The organism is Enterobacter sp. UPMP2052 (genome assembly GCF_053709675.1).
The window spans coordinates 223,134-247,011 of record NZ_JBSKJR010000001.1; the positions used below are offsets into that span (position 1 = coordinate 223,134).

The 23,878-nt window shown below is 55.0% G+C and carries 20 protein-coding genes; 16 read left to right on the forward strand and 4 right to left on the reverse strand.

What is annotated here, in order from left to right; all coding sequences use genetic code 11:
• Positions 1–46: 46 nt before the first annotated feature.
• Positions 47–2,188, reverse strand: a complete 2,142-nt coding sequence (gene pta / locus ACWKX3_RS01070; protein WP_058609876.1) for a phosphate acetyltransferase — start codon at positions 2,186–2,188, stop codon at positions 47–49.
• 76 nt (positions 2,189–2,264) lie between these two features.
• A complete protein-coding gene (ackA, locus tag ACWKX3_RS01075) occupies positions 2,265–3,467 on the reverse strand; it encodes an acetate kinase (RefSeq protein ID WP_006176525.1) in 1,203 nt (400 codons plus the stop codon).
• Between the two features lie 337 nt (positions 3,468–3,804).
• Here ackA and yfbV point away from each other — a divergent pair, with 337 nt between their 5' ends.
• The 4 genes from yfbV to ACWKX3_RS01095 all read left to right on the forward strand — a co-directional run bounded on the left by yfbV (position 3,805) and on the right by ACWKX3_RS01095 (position 7,427).
• Positions 3,805–4,260 carry a terminus macrodomain insulation protein YfbV gene (gene yfbV / locus ACWKX3_RS01080; RefSeq protein WP_006176523.1) on the forward strand — a complete coding sequence of 152 codons (456 nt, stop codon included), beginning with the start codon at positions 3,805–3,807 and terminating at the stop codon, positions 4,258–4,260.
• A gap of 91 nt (positions 4,261–4,351) precedes the next feature.
• Positions 4,352–4,846 carry a YfbU family protein gene (locus ACWKX3_RS01085; RefSeq protein ID WP_006176522.1) on the forward strand — a complete coding sequence of 165 codons (495 nt, stop codon included), beginning with the start codon at positions 4,352–4,354 and terminating at the stop codon, positions 4,844–4,846.
• A gap of 11 nt (positions 4,847–4,857) precedes the next feature.
• Positions 4,858–5,517 (forward strand): sugar phosphatase, encoded by a 660-nt coding sequence (locus tag ACWKX3_RS01090; protein ID WP_454541135.1) that lies wholly within the window; start codon positions 4,858–4,860, stop codon positions 5,515–5,517.
• A gap of 77 nt (positions 5,518–5,594) precedes the next feature.
• On the forward strand, positions 5,595–7,427 hold the full coding sequence (locus tag ACWKX3_RS01095; protein ID WP_088208006.1) for an SLC13 family permease: 1,833 nt from the start codon (positions 5,595–5,597) through the stop codon (positions 7,425–7,427).
• 65 nt (positions 7,428–7,492) lie between these two features.
• Here ACWKX3_RS01095 and yfbR read toward each other — a convergent pair whose 3' ends face one another.
• Both yfbR and alaA read right to left on the reverse strand, forming a co-directional pair.
• A complete protein-coding gene (gene yfbR, locus ACWKX3_RS01100) occupies positions 7,493–8,092 on the reverse strand; it encodes a 5'-deoxynucleotidase (protein ID WP_058609873.1) in 600 nt (199 codons plus the stop codon).
• A gap of 117 nt (positions 8,093–8,209) precedes the next feature.
• Positions 8,210–9,424, reverse strand: coding sequence for an alanine transaminase AlaA (alaA, locus tag ACWKX3_RS01105; RefSeq protein WP_006176518.1), 1,215 nt, complete (start codon positions 9,422–9,424; stop codon positions 8,210–8,212).
• A gap of 946 nt (positions 9,425–10,370) precedes the next feature.
• On the opposite strand from alaA, the gene lrhA reads away from it, so the two are divergent.
• The 12 genes from lrhA (at position 10,371) to nuoL (ending at position 23,865) form a co-directional block, all read left to right on the forward strand.
• Positions 10,371–11,309, forward strand: coding sequence for a transcriptional regulator LrhA (gene lrhA, locus ACWKX3_RS01110; protein ID WP_042320321.1), 939 nt, complete (start codon positions 10,371–10,373; stop codon positions 11,307–11,309).
• A gap of 631 nt (positions 11,310–11,940) precedes the next feature.
• Positions 11,941–12,381, forward strand: a complete 441-nt coding sequence (nuoA, locus tag ACWKX3_RS01115) for an NADH-quinone oxidoreductase subunit NuoA (RefSeq protein WP_006176516.1) — start codon at positions 11,941–11,943, stop codon at positions 12,379–12,381.
• 15 nt (positions 12,382–12,396) lie between these two features.
• Positions 12,397–13,071 carry an NADH-quinone oxidoreductase subunit NuoB gene (nuoB, locus tag ACWKX3_RS01120; protein ID WP_006176515.1) on the forward strand — a complete coding sequence of 225 codons (675 nt, stop codon included), beginning with the start codon at positions 12,397–12,399 and terminating at the stop codon, positions 13,069–13,071.
• Positions 13,072–13,160: 89 nt separating this feature from the next.
• A complete protein-coding gene (nuoC, locus tag ACWKX3_RS01125; protein WP_006176514.1) occupies positions 13,161–14,963 on the forward strand; it encodes an NADH-quinone oxidoreductase subunit C/D in 1,803 nt (600 codons plus the stop codon).
• Between the two features lie 2 nt (positions 14,964–14,965).
• Positions 14,966–15,466 (forward strand): NADH-quinone oxidoreductase subunit NuoE, encoded by a 501-nt coding sequence (gene nuoE / locus ACWKX3_RS01130; RefSeq protein ID WP_006176513.1) that lies wholly within the window; start codon positions 14,966–14,968, stop codon positions 15,464–15,466.
• Positions 15,466–16,803: an NADH-quinone oxidoreductase subunit NuoF gene (gene nuoF / locus ACWKX3_RS01135; protein WP_454541136.1), complete on the forward strand. Its 1,338-nt coding sequence runs from the start codon at positions 15,466–15,468 to the stop codon at positions 16,801–16,803. The genes nuoE and nuoF overlap by 1 nt, the downstream gene beginning before the upstream one ends.
• Positions 16,804–16,909: 106 nt before the next feature.
• The gene (gene nuoG / locus ACWKX3_RS01140) at positions 16,910–19,633 is read left to right on the forward strand and encodes an NADH-quinone oxidoreductase subunit NuoG (RefSeq protein ID WP_137272295.1); all 2,724 of its coding nucleotides are present in this window, start codon (positions 16,910–16,912) and stop codon (positions 19,631–19,633) included.
• A complete protein-coding gene (gene nuoH / locus ACWKX3_RS01145) occupies positions 19,630–20,607 on the forward strand; it encodes an NADH-quinone oxidoreductase subunit NuoH (RefSeq protein WP_006176509.1) in 978 nt (325 codons plus the stop codon). Before nuoG ends, nuoH begins: the two co-directional genes overlap by 4 nt.
• A gap of 13 nt (positions 20,608–20,620) precedes the next feature.
• A complete protein-coding gene (gene nuoI / locus ACWKX3_RS01150; RefSeq protein WP_003861491.1) occupies positions 20,621–21,163 on the forward strand; it encodes an NADH-quinone oxidoreductase subunit NuoI in 543 nt (180 codons plus the stop codon).
• A 10-nt stretch (positions 21,164–21,173) separates the two neighbouring features.
• The gene (nuoJ, locus tag ACWKX3_RS01155; RefSeq protein ID WP_006176507.1) at positions 21,174–21,728 is read left to right on the forward strand and encodes an NADH-quinone oxidoreductase subunit J; all 555 of its coding nucleotides are present in this window, start codon (positions 21,174–21,176) and stop codon (positions 21,726–21,728) included.
• Complete coding sequence (gene nuoK, locus ACWKX3_RS01160; protein ID WP_006176506.1) at positions 21,725–22,027, forward strand: NADH-quinone oxidoreductase subunit NuoK; 303 nt, start codon at positions 21,725–21,727, stop codon at positions 22,025–22,027. The genes nuoJ and nuoK overlap by 4 nt, the downstream gene beginning before the upstream one ends.
• Positions 22,024–23,865, forward strand: coding sequence for an NADH-quinone oxidoreductase subunit L (gene nuoL, locus ACWKX3_RS01165; protein WP_006176505.1), 1,842 nt, complete (start codon positions 22,024–22,026; stop codon positions 23,863–23,865). Before nuoK ends, nuoL begins: the two co-directional genes overlap by 4 nt.
• Positions 23,866–23,878 lie beyond the last annotated feature (13 nt).

The following is a 23,878-nucleotide window of genomic DNA, read 5'->3' on the forward strand; positions in this document are numbered from 1 at the left end:
TCCTGCAGGCCGGATAAGCGAGGCGCCATCCGGCAAGACCTTAAGCTTACTGCTGCTGCGAAGACTGAATCGCCGTCAGCGCGATGGTGTAGACGATATCGTCTACCAGCGCACCACGGGAGAGGTCGTTCACAGGCTTGCGCATGCCTTGCAGCATCGGCCCGATGGAGATCAGGTCTGCAGAACGCTGTACCGCTTTGTAGGTGGTGTTACCGGTGTTCAGATCCGGGAAGATGAACACGGTAGCGCGACCTGCAACCGGCGAGTTCGGCGCTTTGGATTTCGCCACGTCAGCCATCACGGCCGCATCGTACTGCAGCGGGCCGTCGATCATCAGGTCAGGACGTTTTTCCTGCGCCAGACGGGTGGCTTCACGCACTTTCTCTACGTCGCTACCTGCACCAGAGGTGCCGGTGGAGTAGGAGAGCATCGCAACGCGTGGTTCGATACCGAAGGCAATCGCGGAGTCTGCGGACTGGATAGCGATTTCTGCCAGCTGCTCTGCGGTTGGGTCCGGGTTGATCGCACAGTCGCCGTAAACATAAACCTGTTCAGGCAGCAGCATGAAGAACACGGAAGAGACCAGAGAGCTGCCTGGCGCGGTTTTGATCAGCTGCAGCGGTGGACGGATGGTGTTGGCGGTGGTGTGAACAGCACCGGAAACCAGACCGTCAACTTCATCCTGCTCAAGCATCAGCGTACCCAGCACCACGTTGTCTTCCAGCTGCTCGCGCGCAACGGCTTCGGTCATGCCTTTGCTCTTACGCAGCTCAACCAGACGGGCAACGTAGCTTTCGCGAACCACTTCCGGGTCAACGATTTCGATGCCAGCACCCAGCTCAACGCCCTGAGACGCCGCAACGCGGTTGATTTCGTCTGGGTTACCCAGCAGCACACAGGTCGCGATGCCGCGTTCGGCACAGATAGCAGCCGCTTTCACGGTACGTGGTTCGTCGCCTTCTGGCAGAACCACGCGTTTGCCTGCTTTGCGTGCCAGCTCGGTCAGCTGGTAGCGGAAGGCTGGCGGAGACAGACGACGGCTGCGCTCGGAGGTCGCGGTCAGGGATTCGATCCAGTCTGCGTTGATGTAGCTTGCGACATATTCCTGAACTTTCTCAATGCGCTCGTGGTCATCAACCGGCACTTCGAGGTTGAAGCTCTGCAGGCTCAGGGAGGTCTGCCAGGTGTTGGTGTTGACCATAAATACCGGCAGGCCAGTAGCAAAGGCGCGTTCGCACAGTTTGCTCACGCGTGGGTCCATTTCGTATGCACCGGTCAGCAGGATAGCGCCAATTTCAACGCCGTTCATCGCGGCCAGACAGGCAGCAACCAGCACGTCCGGACGGTCTGCAGAGGTCACCAGCAGGGAACCAGCACGGAAGTGTTCCAGCATGTGCGGAATGCTACGCGCACAGAAGGTCACGGACTTCACGCGGCGGGTATTGATGTCGCCTTCGTTGATCACGGTTGCGTTCAGGTGACGCGCCATGTCGATTGCACGGGTCGCAATCAGATCAAAGCTCCACGGCACTACGCCCAGCACCGGCAGCGGGCTGGAGTTCTGCAGCGTAGCCGGATCAACTTTAACCACTTTCGCTTTGGAGGAGTCGTCGAAGATCTCGGACAGGTCAGGGCGAGTACGGCCCTGCTCATCAACCGGGGCGTTCAGTTTGTTAACGATAACGCCGGTGATGTTGCTGTTTTTTGCGCCGCCGAAACTGCTGCGCGTCAGTTCGATACGTTCTTTCAGCTGTTCCTGGGTGTCGGTGCCCTGAGACATCACGAAAACGATCTCAGCGTTCAGCGTTTTGGCAATTTCGAAGTTCAGCGACTGGGCAAACTGGTGTTTGCGGGTCGGGACCAGGCCTTCAACCAGCACCACTTCAGCGTCCTGCGCGTTCGCGTGGTAGTTGGCGATGATCTCTTCCATCAACACGTCTTTCTGGTTGCTGGAGAGCAGAGACTCAACGTGGCTCATCTTCAGCGGTTCAGCCGCTGGAAGATTGGAGTTTTTACGCACGATGGAGGTGGTCTGGTCTGGTGCATCGCCACCGGCACGAGGCTGGGCGATAGGTTTAAAGACGCTCAGACGAACGCCTTTGCGTTCCATAGCACGGATCACGCCAAGGCTGACGCTGGTCAGGCCGACGCTGGTTCCGGTAGGGATCAGCATAATAGTACGGGACACGGTTTATCCTCTTTCGTTACCGCCGACGTTTGGCGGGCTACAAAACAGCACCGCCAGCATGGCTGGCGGTGTGGAATCAGGCAGTCAGGCGATGCGCGTCTTGCGCAATGACCAGCTCTTCGTTAGTTGGGATAACGATAGCAGGACGGGTACCTTCTTTGTTGATGAAGCCAGACTTACCGAAGCGGGCAGCCAGGTTACGCTCGTGATCAACTTCGAAGCCCAGAACGCCCAGTTTACCCAGGGACAGTTCACGCACCATTGCCGCGTTTTCACCGATACCACCGGTGAAGATAACCGCGTCCAGACGACCGTCCATCAGCGCAGTGTAGGAGCCGATGTATTTCGCCAGACGGTGGCAGTAAACGTCCATTGCACGTTTAGCGTCTTCTTTCGCGTCGTAGTTGTCTTCAACGTAACGGCAGTCGCTGGTGACTTCGGTCAGACCCAGCAGGCCAGACTCTTTGGTCAGCATTTTGTTGATTTGATCAACGCTCATGCCCAGGTTGTCGTGCAGGAAGAAGATGATCGCCGGGTCGATGTCACCGGTACGGGTACCCATCACCAGACCTTCCAGCGGGGTCAGACCCATAGAGGTATCAACACATTCACCGTTGCGGATAGCCGAAACGGAACCACCGTTACCCAGGTGGCAGGTGATGATGTTCAGCTCTTCAACCGGCTTGTTCAGGACTTTCGCGGCTTCCTGCGTCACATAGTAGTGGCTGGTACCGTGGAAGCCGTAGCGACGTACGCCGTGCTCTTTATACAGGTTGTACGGCAGGGCGTAGAGGTAAGACTCTTCCGGCATGGTCTGATGGAACGCGGTATCGAACACGGCAACGTTCTTGTCTTTCAGATTCGGGAAGGATTTCAGCGCTTCAGTGATACCGATCAGGTGAGCAGGGTTGTGCAGTGGCGCAAACGGCGCAGCATCTTTGATACCCTGGATCACGGTGTCGTCAATGATCACGGATTTGGTGTATTTTTCGCCGCCGTGGACGATACGGTGACCAATCGCGGTCAGCTGAGCAGACAGTTCTGGTTTTTGTGCCAGAATAGTGTTAACGATAAAGTTCAGCGCTTCACTGTGAGCGGCGCCTGCACCTAAAGCCGCTTCTTGTTTGTTGCCGTCCATCTTCCACTTGATACGTGCTTCAGGCAGATGGAAACATTCGGACAAACCAGAGAGGTATTCTTCACCGTTCAGCGCATCGATGATGGCAAATTTGAGGGAAGAACTACCGCAGTTCAGAACCAGTACTAACTTACTCGACATGGAAGTACCTATTATTGATACGTGGCTAAAAAAACGTCAGTGAGTCTAAAAGCGTAACGCATGCTGACCCAGACATTTATGATTAACATCATGCCAAACGAACATTCTGGCATGACGGAAGAAATACATATGATTTTATGCCATTTTGAACATTTTTCAGGCAATGGCATAATATGCGATAATTTGACGAGTTAATGTTTCTCGTCTAAGGCCGCATCAGGCTGGCACAGAATACCTGATACTGGGTAGCGATGACAAAATATTTTGAACGTTGTCATAGCCTGTTGTGGTTTTGTACAAAAATTTTAATTTTTATACGTGAAGTTGAGGTAAAGCCATGTCGACACCCGAAATCCCATCCGTGAACTTCTTCAGTCTGTTTCGCCGGGGGCAGCATTACGCAAAGACGTGGCCAATGGAAAAGCGCCTTGCGCCAATGTTTATTGAGAATCGTACAATCCGCGCCACGCGCTACGCGATTCGCTTTATGCCGCCCGTCGCCATCTTTACCCTGTGCTGGCAAATTGCACTCGGCGGCCAGCTCGGTCCGGCCGTTGCCACGGCGCTTTTCGCGCTGAGTCTTCCGATGCAGGGGCTGTGGTGGCTCGGTAAACGATCCATTACGCCGCTCCCGCCTACAATTTTACACTGGTTTTATGAAGTCCGTGGAAAACTTGAAGAGGCCGGGCAGGCGCTGGCACCCGTCGAAGGCAAGCCAGATTATCAGGCGCTGGCCGATACCCTTAAGCGGGCTTTCAAACAACTTGATAAAACATTCCTCGATGACTTGTGATTGATCATCGAAACGACGACGAAAAGAAGGCACAGTGACAAACGTTACCGTGTCTTTTTTTTCAAGTGCCATGCGCTACAGGAGTCGAAAGATGGAAATGACCCATGCTCAACGTCTGATTTTGTCTAACCAGTACAAGATGATGACTATGCTTGATCCCGACAACGCTGAGCGCTACAGCCGCTTACAGACCATTGTCGAACGCGGGTTTGGCCTGCAGATGCGCGAGCTGGACCGCGAGTTCGGCGAGCTAAAAGAAGAAACCTGCCGCCTCGTGATCGACATTATGGAGATGTATCACGCGCTGCATGTTTCCTGGACCAACCTGAAAGACCGTGAGTCCATCGACGAGCGCCGCGTGACCTTCCTCGGATTCGATGCCGCGACGGAAGCGCGCTATCTCAGCTATGTACGCTTTATGGTGAATACCGAAGGGCGTTACACCCATTTTGATGCGGGTACGCATGGCTTTAACGCCCAGACCCCAATGTGGGATAAATATCAACGTATGCTGAGCGTATGGCACTCCTGCCCGCGCCAGTACCATTTGAGCAGCAACGAAATTCAACAAATCATTAATGCCTGACGGAGGTGCGTGTGCAGTGTAAAGGTTTTCTGTTTGATCTGGACGGTACGCTGGTAGATTCGCTGCCGGTAGTGGAGCGTTCATGGTGCCACTGGGCCGACAGGCACGGCATCGACCATCAGGACGTACTGAATTTCATCCATGGCAAACAGGCCATTACCTCATTGCGGCACTTCCTGGCCGGGCGTTCTGAGGAAGAGATCCAGGCGGAATTTCGCTACCTCGAAAAGATCGAAGCCAACGACACGAACGGGATCACCGCCTTACCCGGCGCGCGCGAGCTGCTTGAACACCTCAACGAAGCGCAGATCCCCTGGGCGATTGTGACCTCAGGTTCTGTTCCCGTTGCCCACGCGCGTCATCAGGCCGCGGGCCTGCCGAGGCCGGAGGTCTTTATTACGGCTGAACGCGTAAAGCGCGGCAAGCCTGAACCGGATGCCTTTTTACTCGGCGCTGAAATGCTGGGCCTTGCGCCAGCCGAGTGCGTGGTGGTGGAAGATGCTGCGGCGGGCGTTTTAGCCGGGCTGAATGCCGGAAGCCACGTTATCGCCGTTAACGTACCGGCGGGCTCCCCCCGACTGGACGAGGCGGACTATGTGGTTAACTCCCTGGCCGCGTTAAACGTCGCGAAGGCACCGGATGGAAGTGTAACCGTCTCGCTGAAAATGTAATCCTATGATTTAGCCCCGCATTGTCGGGGCTTTTTTTATGGCAAAATCGCGTCTTCTTCCACTGACAAGGATATGTTGTGAACGGTGAACTGATTTGGGTGCTCAGCCTGCTCTTAATCGCCATCATTCTCTTTGCGACAGGCAAGGTGCGCATGGATGCCGTCGCCCTGTTTGTGATTGTCGCCTTTGTGCTGAGCGGTACGCTCACGCTGTCTGAGGCGTTCTCCGGTTTTAGCGATCCCAACGTTATTTTGATTGCTGCCCTGTTTATCATCGGCGATGGCCTGGTGCGCACCGGCGTGGCGACTATCATGGGCGCCTGGCTGGTAAAGGTGGCGGGCAGTAGCGAAACCAAAATGCTGATCTACCTGATGGTGACGGTGGCCGGGCTGGGCGCGTTCATGAGCTCAACGGGCGTAGTCGCCATTTTTATTCCGGTCGTGCTCAGCGTATCGATGCGGATGCAGACCTCGCCGTCACGCCTGATGATGCCCCTGAGCTTTGCCGGGCTGATCAGCGGCATGATGACGCTGGTGGCCACGCCACCGAACCTGGTCGTTAACAGCGAATTGCTCCGCGAAGGGTTGCAGGGATTTAGTTTTTTCAGCGTCACCCCGCTTGGGCTGGTGATCCTGGTGCTGGGCGTCGTCTATATGCTGCTGACGCGCTTTGCCCTGAAAGGGGAGAAGCACGACAAAAGCAAAGAGAGCTGGAAACGGCGGACGTTTCGCGACCTGATCAAAGAGTACCGTTTAACCGGACGCGCACGTCGCCTGGCTATTCGTCCCGGTTCACCACTGATCGGCCAACGGCTTGACGATCTCAAGCTGCGCGAACGCTACGGGGCAAACGTCATCGGCGTCGAGCGCTGGCGGCGCTTTCGCCGGGTGATCGTCAACGTCAACGGGGTATCGGAATTCCGCGCGCGTGACGTGCTGCTTATTGATATGTCCACGGCTGACGTCGACCTGCGAGAGTTCTGCAGCGAACAGCTGCTGGAACCGATGGTCCTGCGCGGGGAATACTTCTCCGATCAGGCGCTGGACGTGGGGATGGCAGAAGTCTCCTTGATTCCGGAATCGGAACTGCTGGGTAAAACGGTACGCGAGATGGGATTCCGCACCCGCTACGGGCTTAACGTGGTGGGCCTCAAGCGCGATGGCGTGGCGATGGAAGGTGCGGTGGTGGACGAGCCTATCCTGCTGGGGGATATCTTCCTGGTGGTCGGTAACTGGAAGCTGATTAGCCAGCTCGGTCAGATGGGGCGTGATTTCGTGGTGCTGAATATGCCCGTCGAAGAGAGCGATGCCTCTCCCGCCCACAGCCAGGCCCCGCACGCCATCTTTTGCCTGGTGCTGATGGTAGCCTTGATGCTCACCGATGAAATTCCCAACCCGGTGGCGGCGATTATTGCCTGCCTGCTGATGGGGAAATTCCGCTGTATTGATGCCGAAAGTGCCTATAAAGCCATTCACTGGCCGAGCATTATCCTGATTGTCGGAATGATGCCGTTTGCCTTAGCGCTGCAAAAAACGGGCGGAGTGGATTTGGTTGTCAAAGGGCTGATGGACATCGGCGGAGGTTATAGCCCGTATATGATGCTGGTTTGCCTGTTTGTGATGTGTGCATCGATAGGGTTATTTATCTCTAACACGGCGACCGCGGTGCTGATGGCGCCGATTGCGCTGGCGATGGCGAAGTCTATGGGCGTCTCCCCCTATCCGTTTGCCATGATGGTGGCGATGGCCGCCTCGGCTGCGTTTATGACGCCCGTTTCATCACCGGTTAACACGCTGGTGCTGGGGCCAGGGAACTATACATTTAGCGATTTCGTGAAGCTTGGGGTGCCATTCACCGTGCTGGTGATGGTGGTATGCGTGGTGTTGATCCCGGTCCTGTTCCCGTTTTAAGCGTGGGGCCAGAAACGTAGGCCGGGTAAGGCGAAGCCGCTACCCGGCAAAAAACAGGCGAAAAGTCAGAGGGGGGAATCCTGACTGATTTCATCCAGGGAGAGATGGAAGCTCGGCACGAACACTTGCATAAAGTAATCCATTTCTTCGCTGCGGCGGGATTCCAGGGTTTTTTCCAGACGCGTTTTCGCCAGTAAAAACTCATTATTGCCAGCCGACAGCTCTTCCAGACATTTCAGATAAGCGCACAGCGCATCAGCCTGCTTCACCAGCGACGTCTCTTCTTCGGTGTACTGGTGTTCGTCGATCAGCGGCTCAAAAATATCGCGCAGCTCTTCCGGCACCATCTCGATCAGTTTTTGCTGGGCGATCTTCTCAATGGCTTTATATTCCTGGGCAATCTGCGAGTTGAAATATTTCACAGGCGTAGGCAGATCCCCGGTCAGGACTTCTGACGCGTCGTGATACATCGCCAGCAGGGCGATACGTTCCGCATTCACGCGTCCGTTGAACTTACGATTCTTAATGGCCGCCAGCGCATGAGCGACCATCGCCACCTGCAGGCTGTGCTCGGACACATTCTCGGTGCGCACGTTGCGCATCAGCGGCCAGCGGTTGATGAGTTTCAGGCGGGAGAGGTGGGCAAAGAAATGACTCTGACTCATAGGTTACCTTTTGTCTTCACTGCGACAGGCTTCATTGTGGGGGGAGGGGAGGCAAGATGCAAATTTGCGGATTGTGTCTGCCGGGTCAGCATCGCGCCAACCGGCAGACAGACTACATTACTGATGATAGCCGGAGAGGAATCGCCCGAAGCGGCTGATCGCCATTTCAAGATCGTCTTCGCGCGGCAGCGTCACGATACGGACGTGATCCGGCCACGGCCAGTTAAACGCGGTACCCTGCACCAGCAGCACCTTCTCCTGTAACAGGAAATCGAGCACCATTTTCTGGTCGTCGTGAATATTAAAGCGCTTAGCGTCAATTTTCGGGAACATATAGAGCGCGCCGTTAGGCTTCACGCAGGAGACGCCGGGAATATCGTTAATCAGCTCCCAGGCGCGGTTACGCTGTTCGTACAGACGGCCACCGGGGGCAATGAATTCACTGATGCTCTGGTAGCCACCCAGCGCCGTCTGGATCGCATGCTGCGCCGGAACGTTGGCGCACAGGCGCATTGACGCCAGCATCTCCAGCCCTTCGATATAGCCTTTCGCGTGTTTCTTCGGCCCGTTAAGCACCATCCAGCCCTGACGGAAACCGGCCACGCGGTAGGTTTTTGACAGACCGTTAAAGGTGACGGTGAGCAAATCCGGCGCCAGCGCGGCGATAGAGTGATGCTGTGCGGCGTCGTAAAGAATTTTGTCGTAGATTTCGTCGGCAAAAATAATCAGGTTGTGCTGGCGGGCGATCTCAACGATCTCCATCAGCAGCTCTCTGGAATAGACGGCACCCGTCGGGTTATTCGGGTTGATGATCACGATACCGCGGGTGCGCGGCGTGATTTTGGCGCGGATATCGTCGAGGTCCGGGAACCAGTCAGACGACTCATCGCACAGGTAATGCACCGCTTTGCCGCTGGACAGAGAGACAGCCGCCGTCCACAGCGGGTAATCCGGTGCCGGTACCAGCATTTCGTCTCCGCTGTTCAGCAGCGCCTGCATCGCCTGGACGATCAGCTCAGAAACGCCGTTACCAATATAGATGTCTTCAACGGTCACATCACGCATGCCGCGCGCCTGATAATGCTGCATGATGGCTTTACGTGCAGAGTAGAGTCCTTTTGAATCGCAGTAACCTTGTGCCGTAGGCAGGTTGCGGATCACATCAACCAGGATCTCATCCGGCGCTTCAAAACCAAACGGCGCAGGGTTGCCAATGTTGAGTTTGAGAACCTTATTACCTTCCTCTTCAAGGCGTTTCGCCTCTTTAAGTACCGGGCCTCGAATGTCATAACAGACGTTATCTAGCTTGCTGGATTTTTCGATAGGGGACATGAACCTTTAACCTTTTCGCTATTATTGCCACTCCCTGCCGTGGAAGTCAGCACGGAACAATGTACTCCCCCCTCGCTGCGTTTTGAAGGGTATACAGCAGAAGATTTTGTGCAGAGGTGAATTTTGCTTTAAATTTATATTGCTGCCATGGATTGTTTTACGGTGGTTATCATCTCGTTTTTAATGCATTAAAGGGATTAATGTGCTGGTTAAAGGTAAATTAATTGAATTTTATTCTGTTAAAAATGAGGTGATTTTCCCACAGGCGTGAACAGGCGGGGGCCGTTGCTCCAGGTGACCTTTCGTAAAACCTGAATGTTAACATAAGGGTTGTACTAATATGCCTGATGGGCTAAAAGTTACTCGTGTGAATTAAATGTTAAGTGTTATTAATGTATGGCCTTATTCTAAATTAAAATTTATTTATTATTATCGACGAAAATGCAACTTCATTAATTTTAATAAAATTACAGTAGCGGTTTTTCAACGCAGTTTAATCTCCAGCTTTACAATAAGACTTATAAATATAGTGGATTTGAGTTAAGATGTCTTACGGGAAAGCAGATGACAGATAAGCTTGTTATGTCCATCTGAACCCGCTGTTCTAAATTAATCGATTGTTATTGTTAAAGTTATCTCTGGCTGGATTGTGAGGATCACATCCTGTCACGTTGACAGCGCTGCGATAAAGATGGCAGAAATATGTTTTCCCTTTAAAGGGATTTACCTACATCTGCAAACATCTAAATAACCTGAACGTTTTAGAGAATAAAAATAACGTCATGAAACCTTGTTTCTGACTGTTGGTTTAACGCAGCACAATAACTGTCTGTCAGGCAGACTGCCGGGCCGGGATGCGAGGGAAACCTTCAGAGGGAATTGCTTAACTTTTACACACAGCTTCAACCCGGGCAGCTCCGCACGAGCAACCTGAAAGTGAATAGATATGATAAATGCAAATCGTCCGATCATGAATCTCGACCTCGATCTGCTGAGAACGTTTGTTGCGGTCGCCGATCTCAACACTTTTGCAGCAGCTGCTGCCGCAGTTTGCCGAACCCAGTCTGCCGTAAGCCAACAGATGCAGAGGCTGGAGCAGCTGGTGGGTAAAGAACTCTTTGCGCGTCACGGGCGCAATAAGCTCTTAACCGAACACGGTATACAGCTACTGGGTTATGCCAGAAAAATACTTCGCTTTAATGATGAAGCATGTATGTCGTTAATGTTTAGCAACCTTCAGGGGGTACTAACGTTAGGTGCATCTGATGAGTCAGCGGACACCATATTACCGTTTCTTCTCAACCGAATTAGTTCGGTTTATCCGAAGCTTGCGTTAGATGTCAGCGTAAAACGCAATGCGTTTATGGTTGAGATGTTGAAAGAGAACGAAGTGGACCTGGTCGTCACCACCCATCGTCCAGGGGCGTTTGATTGCCTGACGCTTCGCACATCGCCCACGCACTGGTATTGTGCGGCGGAATATGTGCTGCAAAAAGGCGAGGCCATTCCTCTGGTGTTACTGGATGATCCAAGCCCGTTCCGCGATATGGTGCTTTCTGCGCTTAATGAAGCCAATATTCCGTGGCGTCTGGCCTACGTTGCTTCAACGTTGCCCGCCGTTCGCGCCGCCGTGAAAGCCGGGCTGGGTGTGACGGCCCGACCGGTGGAGATGATGAGCCCGGATCTGCGAGTATTGGGGAGAAGTGATGGCCTGCCTGTATTGCCAGATACGGAGTACATGCTGTGCCATAACGCTTCCAGCAACAACGAGCTGGCGAAAGTGGTGTTTGACGCGATGGAAAACTACCACAATCCGTGGCAGTTCGAGCATGTTACTCCAGAAGGGGGGGATAACTCCCTGATCGCTGAGGGGGATTTTGAGTGATCAACCACTCAAAATTCTCGTAACAAAATGTAAGTGTAAAAAAAGACCACTCGCGCGGTTTTCGCGTTGAGTGGTTTTTTTTCGTCAGTTATACCCACTTTCATAGAATGGGATTAAGAAATAACCATTAATTATCATTACGATAAATGTTTTTGGCTGATCTTCGAACGATTTCAGTTCTCTCCTGCTTCATCTCCCCTCCATGTTAAAAAAACAGGAAATATGTTGCTGTTTTTTTGATTGAATTAACAAAAGCGTGTCTCAGATCAAGAAAATACTCCTCTTTGGGGGGAGGAATCGTTGGCAAATCCTGTCAAAATAGGAGGGTTATTTTTTTTACTTCCAAAACGGACACGATTCAACAGCATGCATTTGACGTATAGTCATGTACCCACCAGGGTTAAAGGGCATGAAATGTTAATGAGAATCGCTCGATGTAATTTACTGTGAAGAAACCTTTGTTAAAGTTGACAAAAGGTTATAGAAAGGAGTAAAAAACCCCATCATTTTGCTGTCTATGTCTCATTTCTGACAGTTAGTGTAAGGTTATTTTGTTCCTCCCCATGAATCGATGTGATACCCATCTGCCAGCAAGAGCAGTCTCACAGGTATCACTTTTGATGAGTAAGCAATGAGTATGTCAACATCCACAGAAGTCATCGCTCATCACTGGGCATTCGCAATCTTTCTTATTGTAGCCATTGGCCTGTGCTGCCTGATGTTAGTCGGCGGCTGGTTCCTGGGCGGTCGCGCCCGCGCAAGGCACAAAAACACGCCTTTTGAATCAGGTATTGATTCAGTCGGCACCGCTCGCTTACGCCTGTCTGCCAAGTTCTATCTGGTAGCCATGTTCTTCGTCATCTTCGACGTGGAAGCGCTTTACCTTTTCGCATGGTCAACGTCCATACGCGAAAGTGGTTGGGTGGGCTTTGTCGAGGCCGCAATTTTCATTTTAGTGCTACTGGCCGGTCTGGTTTATCTGGTGCGTATTGGCGCGCTTGACTGGACGCCTGCGCGTTCACGTCGTGAACACATCAACCCGGAAAACAGTATCTCTAATCGTCAGCAGTAACAGCGAGGCAACAAGATGGATTATACGCTCACCCGCATAGATCCTAACGGTGAGAATGACCGTTACCCCCTGCAGAAACAGGAGATCGTAACAGACCCCCTGGAGCAAGAAGTCAATAAAAGCGTGTACATGGGCAAGCTCGAACATGCCATGCACGATATGGTCAACTGGGGTCGTAAGAACTCCATTTGGCCTTATAACTTTGGCCTTTCTTGCTGCTACGTTGAAATGGTGACGTCATTCACTGCGGTGCATGACGTTGCGCGTTTTGGGGCAGAGGTACTCCGTGCTTCTCCACGTCAGGCTGACCTGATGGTGGTGGCGGGCACCTGCTTCACCAAAATGGCGCCGGTTATTCAACGTCTGTATGACCAGATGCTTGAGCCAAAATGGGTTATCTCCATGGGCGCATGTGCAAACTCTGGCGGTATGTACGACATTTATTCTGTTGTGCAGGGCGTTGATAAGTTCATTCCTGTGGATGTGTACATCCCGGGCTGCCCGCCGCGTCCGGAAGCTTACATGCAGGCGCTGATGCTGCTGCAGGAGTCTATCGGTAAAGAACGTCGCCCGCTCTCGTGGGTGGTTGGCGATCAGGGCGTGTACCGCGCCAATATGCCGTCTGAGCGCGAGCGTAAACGCGGTGAACGTATTGCAGTAACCAACCTGCGTACGCCTGACGAAATTTAATTTGCGCCTGTGAGCCTGGAGAAAACCTTCGCATATCACTACTCAAATAGCGCGAAGCCAGACTTAACAGTCACCACGGACCATTTGCAATGGTGAACAATATGACCGACTTAACCGCGCAAGAAGCCGCCTGGCAGACAAGGGATCATCTTGATGACCCCGTCATTGGCGAACTGCGCAACCGTTTTGGGCCGGATGCCTTTACTGTTCAGGCCACCCGCACCGGCGTACCCGTCGTTTGGGTGAAGCGTGAACAATTACTGGAAGTGGTCGATTTCCTTAAGAAATTGCCAAAACCATACGTCATGCTGTTTGACTTACACGGCATGGATGAACGTCTGCGTACGCACCGCCAGGGTCTCCCTGCTGCGGATTTTTCCGTTTTCTACCACCTGATCTCAATAGACCGCAACACGGATATCATGCTCAAGGTGGCATTGTCTGAAAACGACATGCATCTGCCGACGATCACCAAACTTTTCCCGAACGCTAACTGGTACGAGCGTGAGACCTGGGAAATGTTCGGCATGACCTTTGACGGCCACCCGCACCTGACGCGCATCATGATGCCGCAGACCTGGACCGGCCACCCGCTGCGTAAAGACTACCCGGCGCGCGCAACTGAATTCGACCCGTTTGAGCTGACCAAAGCCAAGCAGGATCTGGAGATGGAAGCGCTGACCTTCAAGCCGGAAGACTGGGGTATGAAGCGCGGTACCGACAACGAGGACTTCATGTTCCTCAACCTCGGTCCAAACCACCCGTCTGCGCACGGTGCATTCCGTATTATTCTTCAGCTTGATGGCGAAGAGATTGTCGACTGCGTCCCCGATATCGGCTATCACCACCGTGGTGCTGAGAAGATGGGCGAGCGTCAGTCCTGGCACAGCTACATTCCGTACACCGACCGTATCGAGTACCTCGGCGGCTGCGTGAACGAAATGCCATACGTGCTGGCCGTTGAGAAACTGGCAGGCATCACCACGCCGGACCGCGTTAACGTGATCCGCGTCATGCTGTCAGAACTGTTCCGTATTAACAGCCACCTGCTGTACATCTCCACGTTCATTCAGGACGTCGGCGCAATGACCCCGGTCTTCTTCGCCTTTACCGATCGTCAGAAAATCTACGATCTGGTGGAAGCGATTACCGGTTTCCGTATGCACCCGGCCTGGTTCCGCATCGGCGGCGTGGCGCACGATCTGCCGCGCGGCTGGGACCGTCTGCTGCGCGAGTTCCTGGAGTGGATGCCGAAGCGTCTGGATTCTTACGAGAAAGCCGCGCTGCGCAACTCCATCCTCAAGGGCCGTTCACAGGGTGTCGCCGCTTACGGCGCGAAAGAAGCGCTGGAGTGGGGTACCACGGGTGCAGGTCTGCGTGCAGCAGGTATTGATTTCGACGTGCGTAAAGCCCGTCCATACTCTGGCTATGAGAACTTCGACTTTGAAGTACCGGTTGGCGGCGGGGTTTCCGACTGCTACACCCGCGTCATGCTGAAAGTGGAAGAGCTGCGCCAGAGCCTGCGCATTCTCCAGCAGTGCCTCGATAACATGCCGGAAGGCCCGTTCAAGGCGGATCACCCGCTGACCACGCCGCCACCGAAAGAGCGCACGCTGCAACATATCGAAACCCTGATCACCCACTTCCTGCAGGTTTCCTGGGGTCCGGTCATGCCGGCGCAAGAATCCTTCCAGATGGTTGAAGCGACCAAGGGTATTAACAGTTACTACCTGACCAGTGACGGCAGCACCATGAGCTACCGTACCCGCGTGCGTACGCCAAGCTTTGCGCACCTGCAGCAGATCCCGGCAGCCATTCGCGGCAGTCTGGTCTCCGACCTGATTGTGTATCTGGGTAGTATCGATTTTGTTATGTCAGATGTGGACCGCTAATTATGCACGAGAATCAACAACCACAAACCGAGGCTTTTGAGCTGAGTGAAGCAGAGCGTGCCGCCATTGAGCACGAGATGCACCACTACGAAGACCCGCGTGCGGCGTCCATTGAAGCGCTGAAAATCGTACAGAAACAGCGTGGCTGGGTGCCGGATGGCGCGATCTACGAGATCGCAAAAGTGCTGGGTATCCCGGCCAGTGATGTCGAAGGCGTCGCGACGTTCTACAGCCAGATCTTCCGTCAGCCGGTAGGCCGTCACGTGATCCGCTACTGCGACAGCGTGGTTTGCCACATCACGGGTTATCAGGGTATTCAGGCCGCCATTGAGAAGAAACTCAATATCAAGCCAGGCCAGACCACGTTCGACGGGCGTTTTACCCTGCTGCCAACCTGCTGCCTGGGTAACTGCGACAAGGGGCCGACCATGATGATTGATGAGGACACTCACAGCCATCTGACGCCGGAAGCGATTCCTGACCTGCTGGAGCAGTATAAATAATGAAAAATATTATTCTGACTCCCGAAACCCATCCGCTGACCTGGCGTCTTCGCGACGACAAGCAGCCGGTGTGGCTGGAAGAGTATCAGGCGAAGAACGGCTATGCTGGCGCGCGCAAGGCGCTCGGCGGTATGGCACCGGATGAGATCGTCAATGCGGTTAAAGACGCCGGCCTGAAAGGGCGCGGCGGCGCGGGCTTCTCCACCGGTCTGAAGTGGAGCCTGATGCCAAAAGACGAATCCATGAACATCCGTTACCTGCTGTGTAACGCCGATGAAATGGAGCCGGGCACCTATAAAGACCGCCTGCTGATGGAGCAGCTGCCGCACCTGCTGGTGGAAGGCATGCTGATCTCCGCGTTTGCGCTGAAAGCCTACCGTGGTTACATCTTCCTGCGCGGCGAATATATCGAAGCGGCAGAAAATCTGCGTCGCGCGATTGCCGAAGCGACCGAAGCCGGTCTGCTCGGTAAAAACATTCTGGGCACCGGTTTTAACTTCGAACTGTTTGTGCACACCGGCGCAGGGCGTTATATCTGCGGTGAAGAAACCGCGCTGATTAACTCCCTGGAAGGCCGCCGTGCGAACCCACGTTCCAAGCCACCGTTCCCGGCCAGCTCCGGCGTGTGGGGTAAACCGACCTGCGTTAACAACGTCGAAACCCTGTGTAACGTCCCGGCGATCCTTGCCAACGGCGTGGAGTGGTATCAGGGCATCTCTTCAAGCAAAGATGCCGGCACCAAGCTGATGGGCTTCTCCGGGCGCGTGAAGAATCCTGGCGTCTGGGAACTGCCGTTCGGTACCACCGCGCGTGAAATTCTTGAAGACTACGCGGGCGGCATGCGTGATGGCCTGAAGTTCAAAGCCTGGCAGCCGGGCGGGGCAGGAACAGACTTCCTGACCGAGGCCCACCTTGATCTGCCGATGGAATTCGAAAGCATTGGTAAAGCAGGCAGCCGTCTGGGTACGGCGCTGGCAATGGCCGTCGATCACGAAATCGGCATGGTTCCGCTGGTGCGTAACCTGGAAGAGTTCTTTGCCCGTGAGTCCTGCGGCTGGTGTACACCGTGCCGTGATGGTCTGCCGTGGAGCGTGAAGATCCTTCGCGCCCTCGAGCGTGGCGAAGGCCAGCCTGGCGATATCGAGACACTTGAGCAACTGTGTCGATTCCTGGGCCCAGGCAAAACCTTCTGCGCCCACGCACCGGGTGCGGTCGAGCCACTGCAAAGCGCGATTAAATATTTCCGCGAAGAATTCGAAGCAGGCATCAAGCAGCCGTTCAGTAATACCCATGCCATCAATGGGATTCAGCCGAACCTGCTAAAAGCACGCTGGTAATTCCCCCTCATTCCGGCCCTCTTCCTCAGGGAGAGGGGGAGGGTGAGGGCGATAAAAGAATTTTGATTAACGCTCGAAGCAATTCGAGCCAACTGGAAGCATGCTAATGGCTACGATTCATGTAGACGGCAAAGAATACGAAGTCAACGGGGCGGACAACCTGCTAGAAGCTTGTCTGTCTCTTGGCCTCGATATTCCGTACTTTTGCTGGCATCCGGCGCTGGGCAGCGTCGGTGCTTGCCGCCAGTGTGCGGTGAAGCAATATCAGAACGCGGAAGACACGCGTGGTCGCCTGGTGATGTCCTGTATGACGCCAGCCACCGAAGGCACCTTTATTTCGATTGATGACGAAGAAGCCAAACAGTTCCGCGAAAGCGTGGTGGAGTGGTTGATGACCAACCACCCGCACGACTGTCCGGTTTGTGAAGAGGGCGGTAACTGCCACCTTCAGGATATGACCGTAATGACCGGTCACAGCTTCCGTCGCTATCGCTTTACCAAGCGTACCCACCGTAACCAGGATCTGGGGCCGTTCATCTCTCACGAAATGAACCGCTGCATCGCCTGCTACCGCTGCGTGCGTTACTACAAAGACTATGCAGATGGTCAGGATCTGGGCGTGTATGGCGCGCATGACAACGTCTACTTCGGTCGTCCGGAAGATGGCGTTCTGGAAAGCGAATTCTCCGGCAACCTGGTAGAAATCTGCCCGACCGGCGTATTCACCGACAAAACGCACTCCGAGCGCTACAACCGTAAATGGGACATGCAGTTTGCGCCAAGCATCTGCCAGCAGTGCTCCCTGGGTTGTAACACCAGCCCGGGTGAACGTTATGGCGAACTGCGTCGTATCGAAAACCGTTACAACGGTACCGTTAACCACTACTTCCTTTGCGACCGCGGTCGTTTCGGCTATGGCTATGTAAACCTGAAAGACCGTCCGCGTCAGCCGGTTCAGCGCCGTGGCGATGACCTGATCACCCTGAACGCCGAGCAGGCGATGCAGGGCGCTGCGGATATTCTGCGTCAGTCGAAGAAAGTGATCGGTATCGGCTCCCCGCGTGCCAGCATCGAGAGCAACTTTGCGCTGCGCGAGCTGGTTGGGGCAGAAAACTTCTACACCGGTATCGCCCAGGGTGAGCAGGAACGTCTGCAGCTGGTGCTGAAAGTGCTGCGCGAAGGCGGTATTCATACTCCTGCGCTGCGCGAAATCGAATCTTATGATGCGGTGCTTGTGCTCGGTGAAGATCTGACCCAGACCGGCGCGCGTGCAGCTCTGGCGGTTCGTCAGGCGGTGAAAGGTAAAGCGCGTGAAATGGCAGCGGCCCAGAAAGTGGCTGACTGGCAGATTGCGGCAATCCTGAACATCGGTCAGCGCGCGAAGCATCCGCTGTTTGTGACCAACGTCGACAACACCCGTCTGGACGACATCGCCGCGTGGACCTACTGCGCACCGGTGGAAGATCAGGCGCGTCTTGGCTTCGCGATTGCTCACGCGCTGGATAACAGCTCGCCGGCGGTTGAACTGGATCGCGACCTGCAAAACAAGGTTGACGTGATTGTTCAGGCCCTGGCTGGCGCGAAAAAACCGCTGATTATTTCCGGTACCAACGCCGGTAGCGCCGAGATCGTTCAGGCGGCAGCGAACGTTGCTAAAGCCCTGAAAGGCCGCGGCGCGGACGTGGGTATCACCATGATTGCCCGTGCGGTGAACAGCATCGGTCTGGGTATGATTGGCGGCGGCTCGCTGGAAGAAGCGTTAAGTGAACTGGAATCCGGTTCTGCTGACGCCGTTGTGGTGCTGGAAAACGACCTGCATCGCCACGCCTCAGCCGCTCGCGTTGACGCAGCGCTCTCTAAAGCGCCGCTGGTGATGGTCATTGACCATCAGCGCACCGCCATTATGGACAAAGCGCACCTGGTGCTCTCTGCGGCAAGCTTCGCCGAAAGCGACGGCACGGTCATCAACAACGAAGGCCGTGCACAGCGCTTCTTCCAGGTTTATGACCCGGCGTACTATGACAGCAATACGCTGATGCTGGAAAGCTGGCGCTGGCTGCACTCCCTGCACAGCACCGTGCAGAGCCGTGAAGTGGACTGGACGCAACTCGACCACGTTATCGACGCGGTAGTGGAAAAACTGCCACAGCTGGCGGGCATCAAAGATGCAGCTCCTGACGCAAGCTTCCGCATTCGCGGCCAGAAACTGGCGCGTGAGCCGCACCGCTACAGCGGTCGTACCGCGATGCGTGCCAATATCAGCGTGCATGAACCTCGTCAGCCGCAGGATAAAGACACGATGTTCGCCTTCTCCATGGAAGGGAACAACCAGCCGTCTGCGCCACGCTCTCAGGTTCCGTTTGCATGGGCACCGGGCTGGAACTCCCCGCAGGCATGGAACAAGTTCCAGGCTGAAGTGGGCGGTTCTCTGCGCCACGGCGACCCGGGCGTGCGTCTGATTGAAGCCTCCGAAACCGGTCTGGACTTCTTCACTACCGTTCCGGAACGTTTCCAGGCTCAGGAAGGCAACTGGCGTATTGCGCCGTACTACCATCTGTTTGGTAGCGACGAAATGTCCCAGCGCTCTCCGGTCTTCCAGACCCGTATGCCGCAACCGTACATCAAGCTCAACCCGGCCGATGCCGCGAAGCTTGGCGTTAACGCGGGTGCGAACATCGCCTTTAGCTACGACGGCCAGACGATCAGCCTGCCGCTGATCATCTCTGAAGGTCTGTCCGCGGGGCAGGTGGGTCTGCCGATGGGAATGCCTGGCATCGCGCCGGTACTGGCGGGTGCGCGACTTGATAACCTGCAGGAGGCAAAAGCATGAGTTGGTTAACGCCGGATCTTATCGACATCCTGCTGAGCATTCTGAAAGCGGTTGTGATTCTGCTGGTGGTGGTCACCTGCGGTGCGTTCATGAGCTTTGGTGAACGTCGTCTGCTCGGTCTGTTCCAGAACCGTTACGGACCGAACCGCGTGGGCTGGGGTGGTTCACTCCAGCTGGTCGCGGACATGATCAAGATGTTCTTCAAAGAGGACTGGATCCCGCGCTTCTCGGATCGCGTGATCTTCACTCTGGCACCGATGATCGCCTTTACCTCGCTGCTGCTGGCATTTGCTATCGTTCCCGTCAGCCCGACCTGGGTTGTGGCTGACCTGAACATCGGCATCCTGTTCTTCCTGATGATGGCAGGCCTCGCGGTCTACGCGGTGCTGTTCGCCGGCTGGTCCAGTAACAACAAATACTCGCTGCTGGGTGCGATGCGTGCTTCCGCGCAGACGCTGAGCTACGAAGTGTTCCTGGGTCTCTCCCTGATGGGCGTGGTGGCGCAGGCCGGTTCATTCAACATGACCGACATCGTCAACAACCAGGCCGACATCTGGAACGTAATCCCGCAGTTCTTTGGTTTTGTTACCTTTGCTATCGCGGGCGTGGCGGTGTGTCACCGTCACCCGTTTGACCAGCCAGAAGCCGAACAGGAACTGGCCGACGGTTACCACATTGAATATTCCGGCATGAAGTTCGGTCTGTTCTTCGTGGGCGAGTACATCGGTATCGTCACCATTTCCGCGTTGATGGTAACGCTGTTCTTTGGTGGCTGGCATGGCCCGTTCTTACCGCCGTTCATCTGGTTCGCGCTGAAAACCGCGTTCTTCATGATGATGTTCATTTTGATTCGTGCGTCCTTACCGCGTCCGCGTTATGACCAGGTAATGTCCTTCGGCTGGAAAGTGTGCCTGCCGCTGACGCTCGTCAACTTGTTGGTAACGGCGGCTGTCATTCTCTGGCAGCAGCCATAAGGGGCTATAGACCATGACCTTAAAAGAATTACTGGTAGGCTTCGGCACCCAGGTACGCAGTATCTGGATGATCGGCCTGCACGCGTTTGCCAAACGCGAAACCCGGATGTACCCGGAAGAGCCGGTATATCTGCCGCCGCGCTACCGTGGCCGTATCGTGCTGACGCGCGATCCGGACGGTTCGGAGCGCTGCGTTGCCTGTAACCTGTGTGCGGTAGCCTGTCCGGTAGGCTGTATCTCTCTGCAGAAAGCAGAGACGGTAGACGGCCGCTGGTACCCTGAGTTTTTCCGCATTAACTTCTCACGCTGCATCTTCTGCGGTCTGTGTGAAGAAGCGTGCCCAACCACGGCGATTCAGCTGACTCCAGATTTCGAACTGGGTGAGTACAAGCGTCAGGATCTGGTGTACGAGAAAGAGGATCTGCTGATTTCCGGTCCGGGCAAATACCCGGAATATAACTTCTACCGGATGGCGGGTATGGCAATCGACGGCAAAGATAAGGGCGAAGCAGAGAACGAAGCTAAGCCTATCGACGTCAAGAGCCTGTTACCGTAAGGAGAGGGCAATGGAATTCGCTTTTTATATCTGTGGCCTTATCGCCATCCTGGCTACGCTACGAGTGATTACGCACACCAACCCGGTGCATGCGCTGCTGTATTTAATCATCTCGCTGCTGGCCATTTCCGGGGTGTTCTTTGCGCTGGGCGCGCATTTCGCCGGTGCGCTGGAAATCATCGTCTACGCCGGGGCCATCATGGTGCTGTTCGTCTTCGTGGTGATGATGCTGAACCTGGGCGGCTCCGAAATTGAGCAGGAACGTCAGTGGTTAAAACCGCAGGTGTGGATTGGCCCGGCAATTTTGTCGGCCATCATGCTGGTGGTAATTGTTTACGCAATTTTGGGCGTGAACGATCAGGGCATCGACGGCACGCCGATCAGCGCCAAGGCCGTGGGTATTGCCCTGTTTGGCCCGTACGTTCTGGCGGTTGAACTGGCGTCAATGCTGCTGCTGGCGGGCCTGGTTGTTGCCTTCCACGTTGGCCGCGAAGAGCGTGTCGGCGAGGTGCTGAGCAACCGCACTGATGACCGCGCGAAAAGAAAAACGGAGGAGCGCGCATGATCCCCTTAACACATGGACTGATCCTCGCTGCGATTTTGTTCGTCCTGGGCTTAACCGGTCTGGTTATCCGCCGCAATCTGCTGTTTATGCTGATTGGGCTGGAAATCATGATTAACGCTTCGGCGCTGGCCTTCGTGGTCGCCGGGAGCTACTGGGGCCAGGCCGATGGTCAGGTGATGTACATTCTCGCCATCAGCCTCGCGGCTGCCGAAGCGAGTATTGGCCTGGCGCTGTTGCTGCAGCTCCATCGTCGCCGCCAGAACCTGAACATCGATTCAGTAAGTGAGTTGCGTGGATGAACATGCTTGCCTTAACCATTATTTTTCCGCTGATCGGCTTCGTGCTGCTGGCGTTTTCTCGTGGCCGCTGGTCTGAGAATCTGTCTGCAACCGTGGGCATCGGCTCTATCGGTTTGTCTGCGCTGGTGACAGCCTATGCGGGCATCGATTTCTTCAACAACGGACGTCAGGCCTTTAGCGTTCCACTGTGGACCTGGATGTCGGTCGGTGATTTCAACATCGGCTTTAATCTGGTGCTGGACGGACTGTCGCTGACTATGCTCTCTGTGGTCACCGGCGTGGGCTTCCTGATCCACATGTTCGCTTCCTGGTATATGCGCGGTGAAGAGGGTTACTCCCGCTTCTTCGCCTACACCAACCTGTTTATCGCCAGCATGGTTGTTCTGGTGCTGGCCGATAACCTGCTGCTGATGTATCTCGGCTGGGAAGGCGTGGGTCTGTGCTCTTACCTGCTGATCGGTTTCTACTACACCGATCCGAAGAATGGCGCAGCGGCCATGAAAGCGTTCGTCGTGACCCGCGTGGGTGACGTCTTCCTCGCCTTCGCGCTGTTCATTCTTTACAACGAACTGGGCACGCTGAACTTCCGCGAAATGGTGGAACTGGCACCGGCACACTTCGCTGCAGGCAACGACATGCTGTGGTGGGCAACGCTGATGCTGCTGGGCGGCGCCGTGGGTAAATCCGCGCAGCTTCCTCTGCAAACGTGGCTGGCCGACGCGATGGCGGGTCCAACCCCTGTCTCCGCGCTGATCCACGCCGCGACCATGGTAACCGCAGGTGTTTACCTGATTGCGCGTACCCATGGCCTGTTCCTGATGACGCCGGAAATTCTGCATCTGGTGGGTATTGTTGGTGCGGTAACGCTGGTGCTGGCAGGCTTTGCCGCGCTGGTGCAGACCGACATCAAACGCGTTCTCGCGTATTCCACCATGAGCCAGATTGGCTACATGTTCCTGGCGCTGGGCGTTCAGGCGTGGGACGCGGCCATTTTCCACCTGATGACTCACGCGTTCTTTAAAGCGCTGCTGTTCCTGTCATCCGGTTCGGTGATTCTGGCCTGCCACCACGAGCAAAACATCTTCAAGATGGGCGGACTGCGCAAGTCCATCCCGCTGGTTTATGCTTGCTTCCTGGTGGGCGGCGCGGCACTGGCGGCACTGCCGCTGATCACCGCGGGCTTCTTCAGTAAGGACGAAATCCTTGCGGGTGCCATGGCGAATGGACATATCAATCTGATGGTTGCGGGTCTGGTCGGTGCGTTTATGACCTCCCTGTATACCTTCCGTATGATTTTCATCGTATTCCACGGTAAAGAACAAATTCACGCACACGCAGGGAAGGGGATTACCCACCACCTGCCGCTGATTGTGCTGCTGGTACTCTCCACCTTCGTTGGCGCGATGATTGTGCCACCGCTGCAGGGCGTACTGCCGGCAACAACCGAGCTTGAGCACGGTCGCGTACTGACGCTTGAAATCACCTCCGGTGTGGTAGCCATTGCGGGCATCCTGATTGCTGCATGGCTGTGGCTGGGCAAACGTACGCTGGTGACTGCCGTTGCCAACAGTGCGCCAGGCCGTCTGCTGGGTACCTGGTGGTACAACGCGTGGGGCTTCGACTGGCTGTACGACATGATTTTCGTCAAGCCGTTCCTGGGCATTGCGTGGCTGCTGAAGCGCGACCCGATGAACAGCATGATGAATATCCCGGCGATCCTCTCCCGCTTTGCAGGTAAAGGCCTGCTGTACAGCGAGAACGGTTACCTGCGCTGGTATGTGGCGTCCATGAGCATCGGTGCGGTTGTCGTGCTGGCGCTGCTGATGGTGTTGCGTTGATTGTGATTTGAGA

Bases quoted from the DNA above. Each gene is read 5' to 3' on its own strand.
- ackA (WP_006176525.1), bottom strand. From the start codon at position 3,467: ATGTCGAGTAAGTTAGTACTGGTTCTGAACTGCGGTAGTTCTTCCCTC.
- yfbV (WP_006176523.1), top strand. From the start codon at position 3,805: ATGTCGACACCCGAAATCCCATCCGTGAACTTCTTCAGTCTGTTTCGC.
- ACWKX3_RS01085 (WP_006176522.1), top strand. From the start codon at position 4,352: ATGGAAATGACCCATGCTCAACGTCTGATTTTGTCTAACCAGTACAAG.
- yfbR (WP_058609873.1), bottom strand. From the start codon at position 8,092: ATGAGTCAGAGTCATTTCTTTGCCCACCTCTCCCGCCTGAAACTCATC.
- alaA (WP_006176518.1), bottom strand. From the start codon at position 9,424: ATGTCCCCTATCGAAAAATCCAGCAAGCTAGATAACGTCTGTTATGAC.
- lrhA (WP_042320321.1), top strand. From the start codon at position 10,371: ATGATAAATGCAAATCGTCCGATCATGAATCTCGACCTCGATCTGCTG.
- nuoA (WP_006176516.1), top strand. From the start codon at position 11,941: ATGAGTATGTCAACATCCACAGAAGTCATCGCTCATCACTGGGCATTC.
- nuoB (WP_006176515.1), top strand. From the start codon at position 12,397: ATGGATTATACGCTCACCCGCATAGATCCTAACGGTGAGAATGACCGT.
- nuoC (WP_006176514.1), top strand. From the start codon at position 13,161: ATGGTGAACAATATGACCGACTTAACCGCGCAAGAAGCCGCCTGGCAG.
- nuoE (WP_006176513.1), top strand. From the start codon at position 14,966: ATGCACGAGAATCAACAACCACAAACCGAGGCTTTTGAGCTGAGTGAA.
- nuoF (WP_454541136.1), top strand. From the start codon at position 15,466: ATGAAAAATATTATTCTGACTCCCGAAACCCATCCGCTGACCTGGCGT.
- nuoG (WP_137272295.1), top strand. From the start codon at position 16,910: ATGGCTACGATTCATGTAGACGGCAAAGAATACGAAGTCAACGGGGCG.
- nuoH (WP_006176509.1), top strand. From the start codon at position 19,630: ATGAGTTGGTTAACGCCGGATCTTATCGACATCCTGCTGAGCATTCTG.
- nuoI (WP_003861491.1), top strand. From the start codon at position 20,621: ATGACCTTAAAAGAATTACTGGTAGGCTTCGGCACCCAGGTACGCAGT.
- nuoJ (WP_006176507.1), top strand. From the start codon at position 21,174: ATGGAATTCGCTTTTTATATCTGTGGCCTTATCGCCATCCTGGCTACG.
- nuoK (WP_006176506.1), top strand. From the start codon at position 21,725: ATGATCCCCTTAACACATGGACTGATCCTCGCTGCGATTTTGTTCGTC.
- nuoL (WP_006176505.1), top strand. From the start codon at position 22,024: ATGAACATGCTTGCCTTAACCATTATTTTTCCGCTGATCGGCTTCGTG.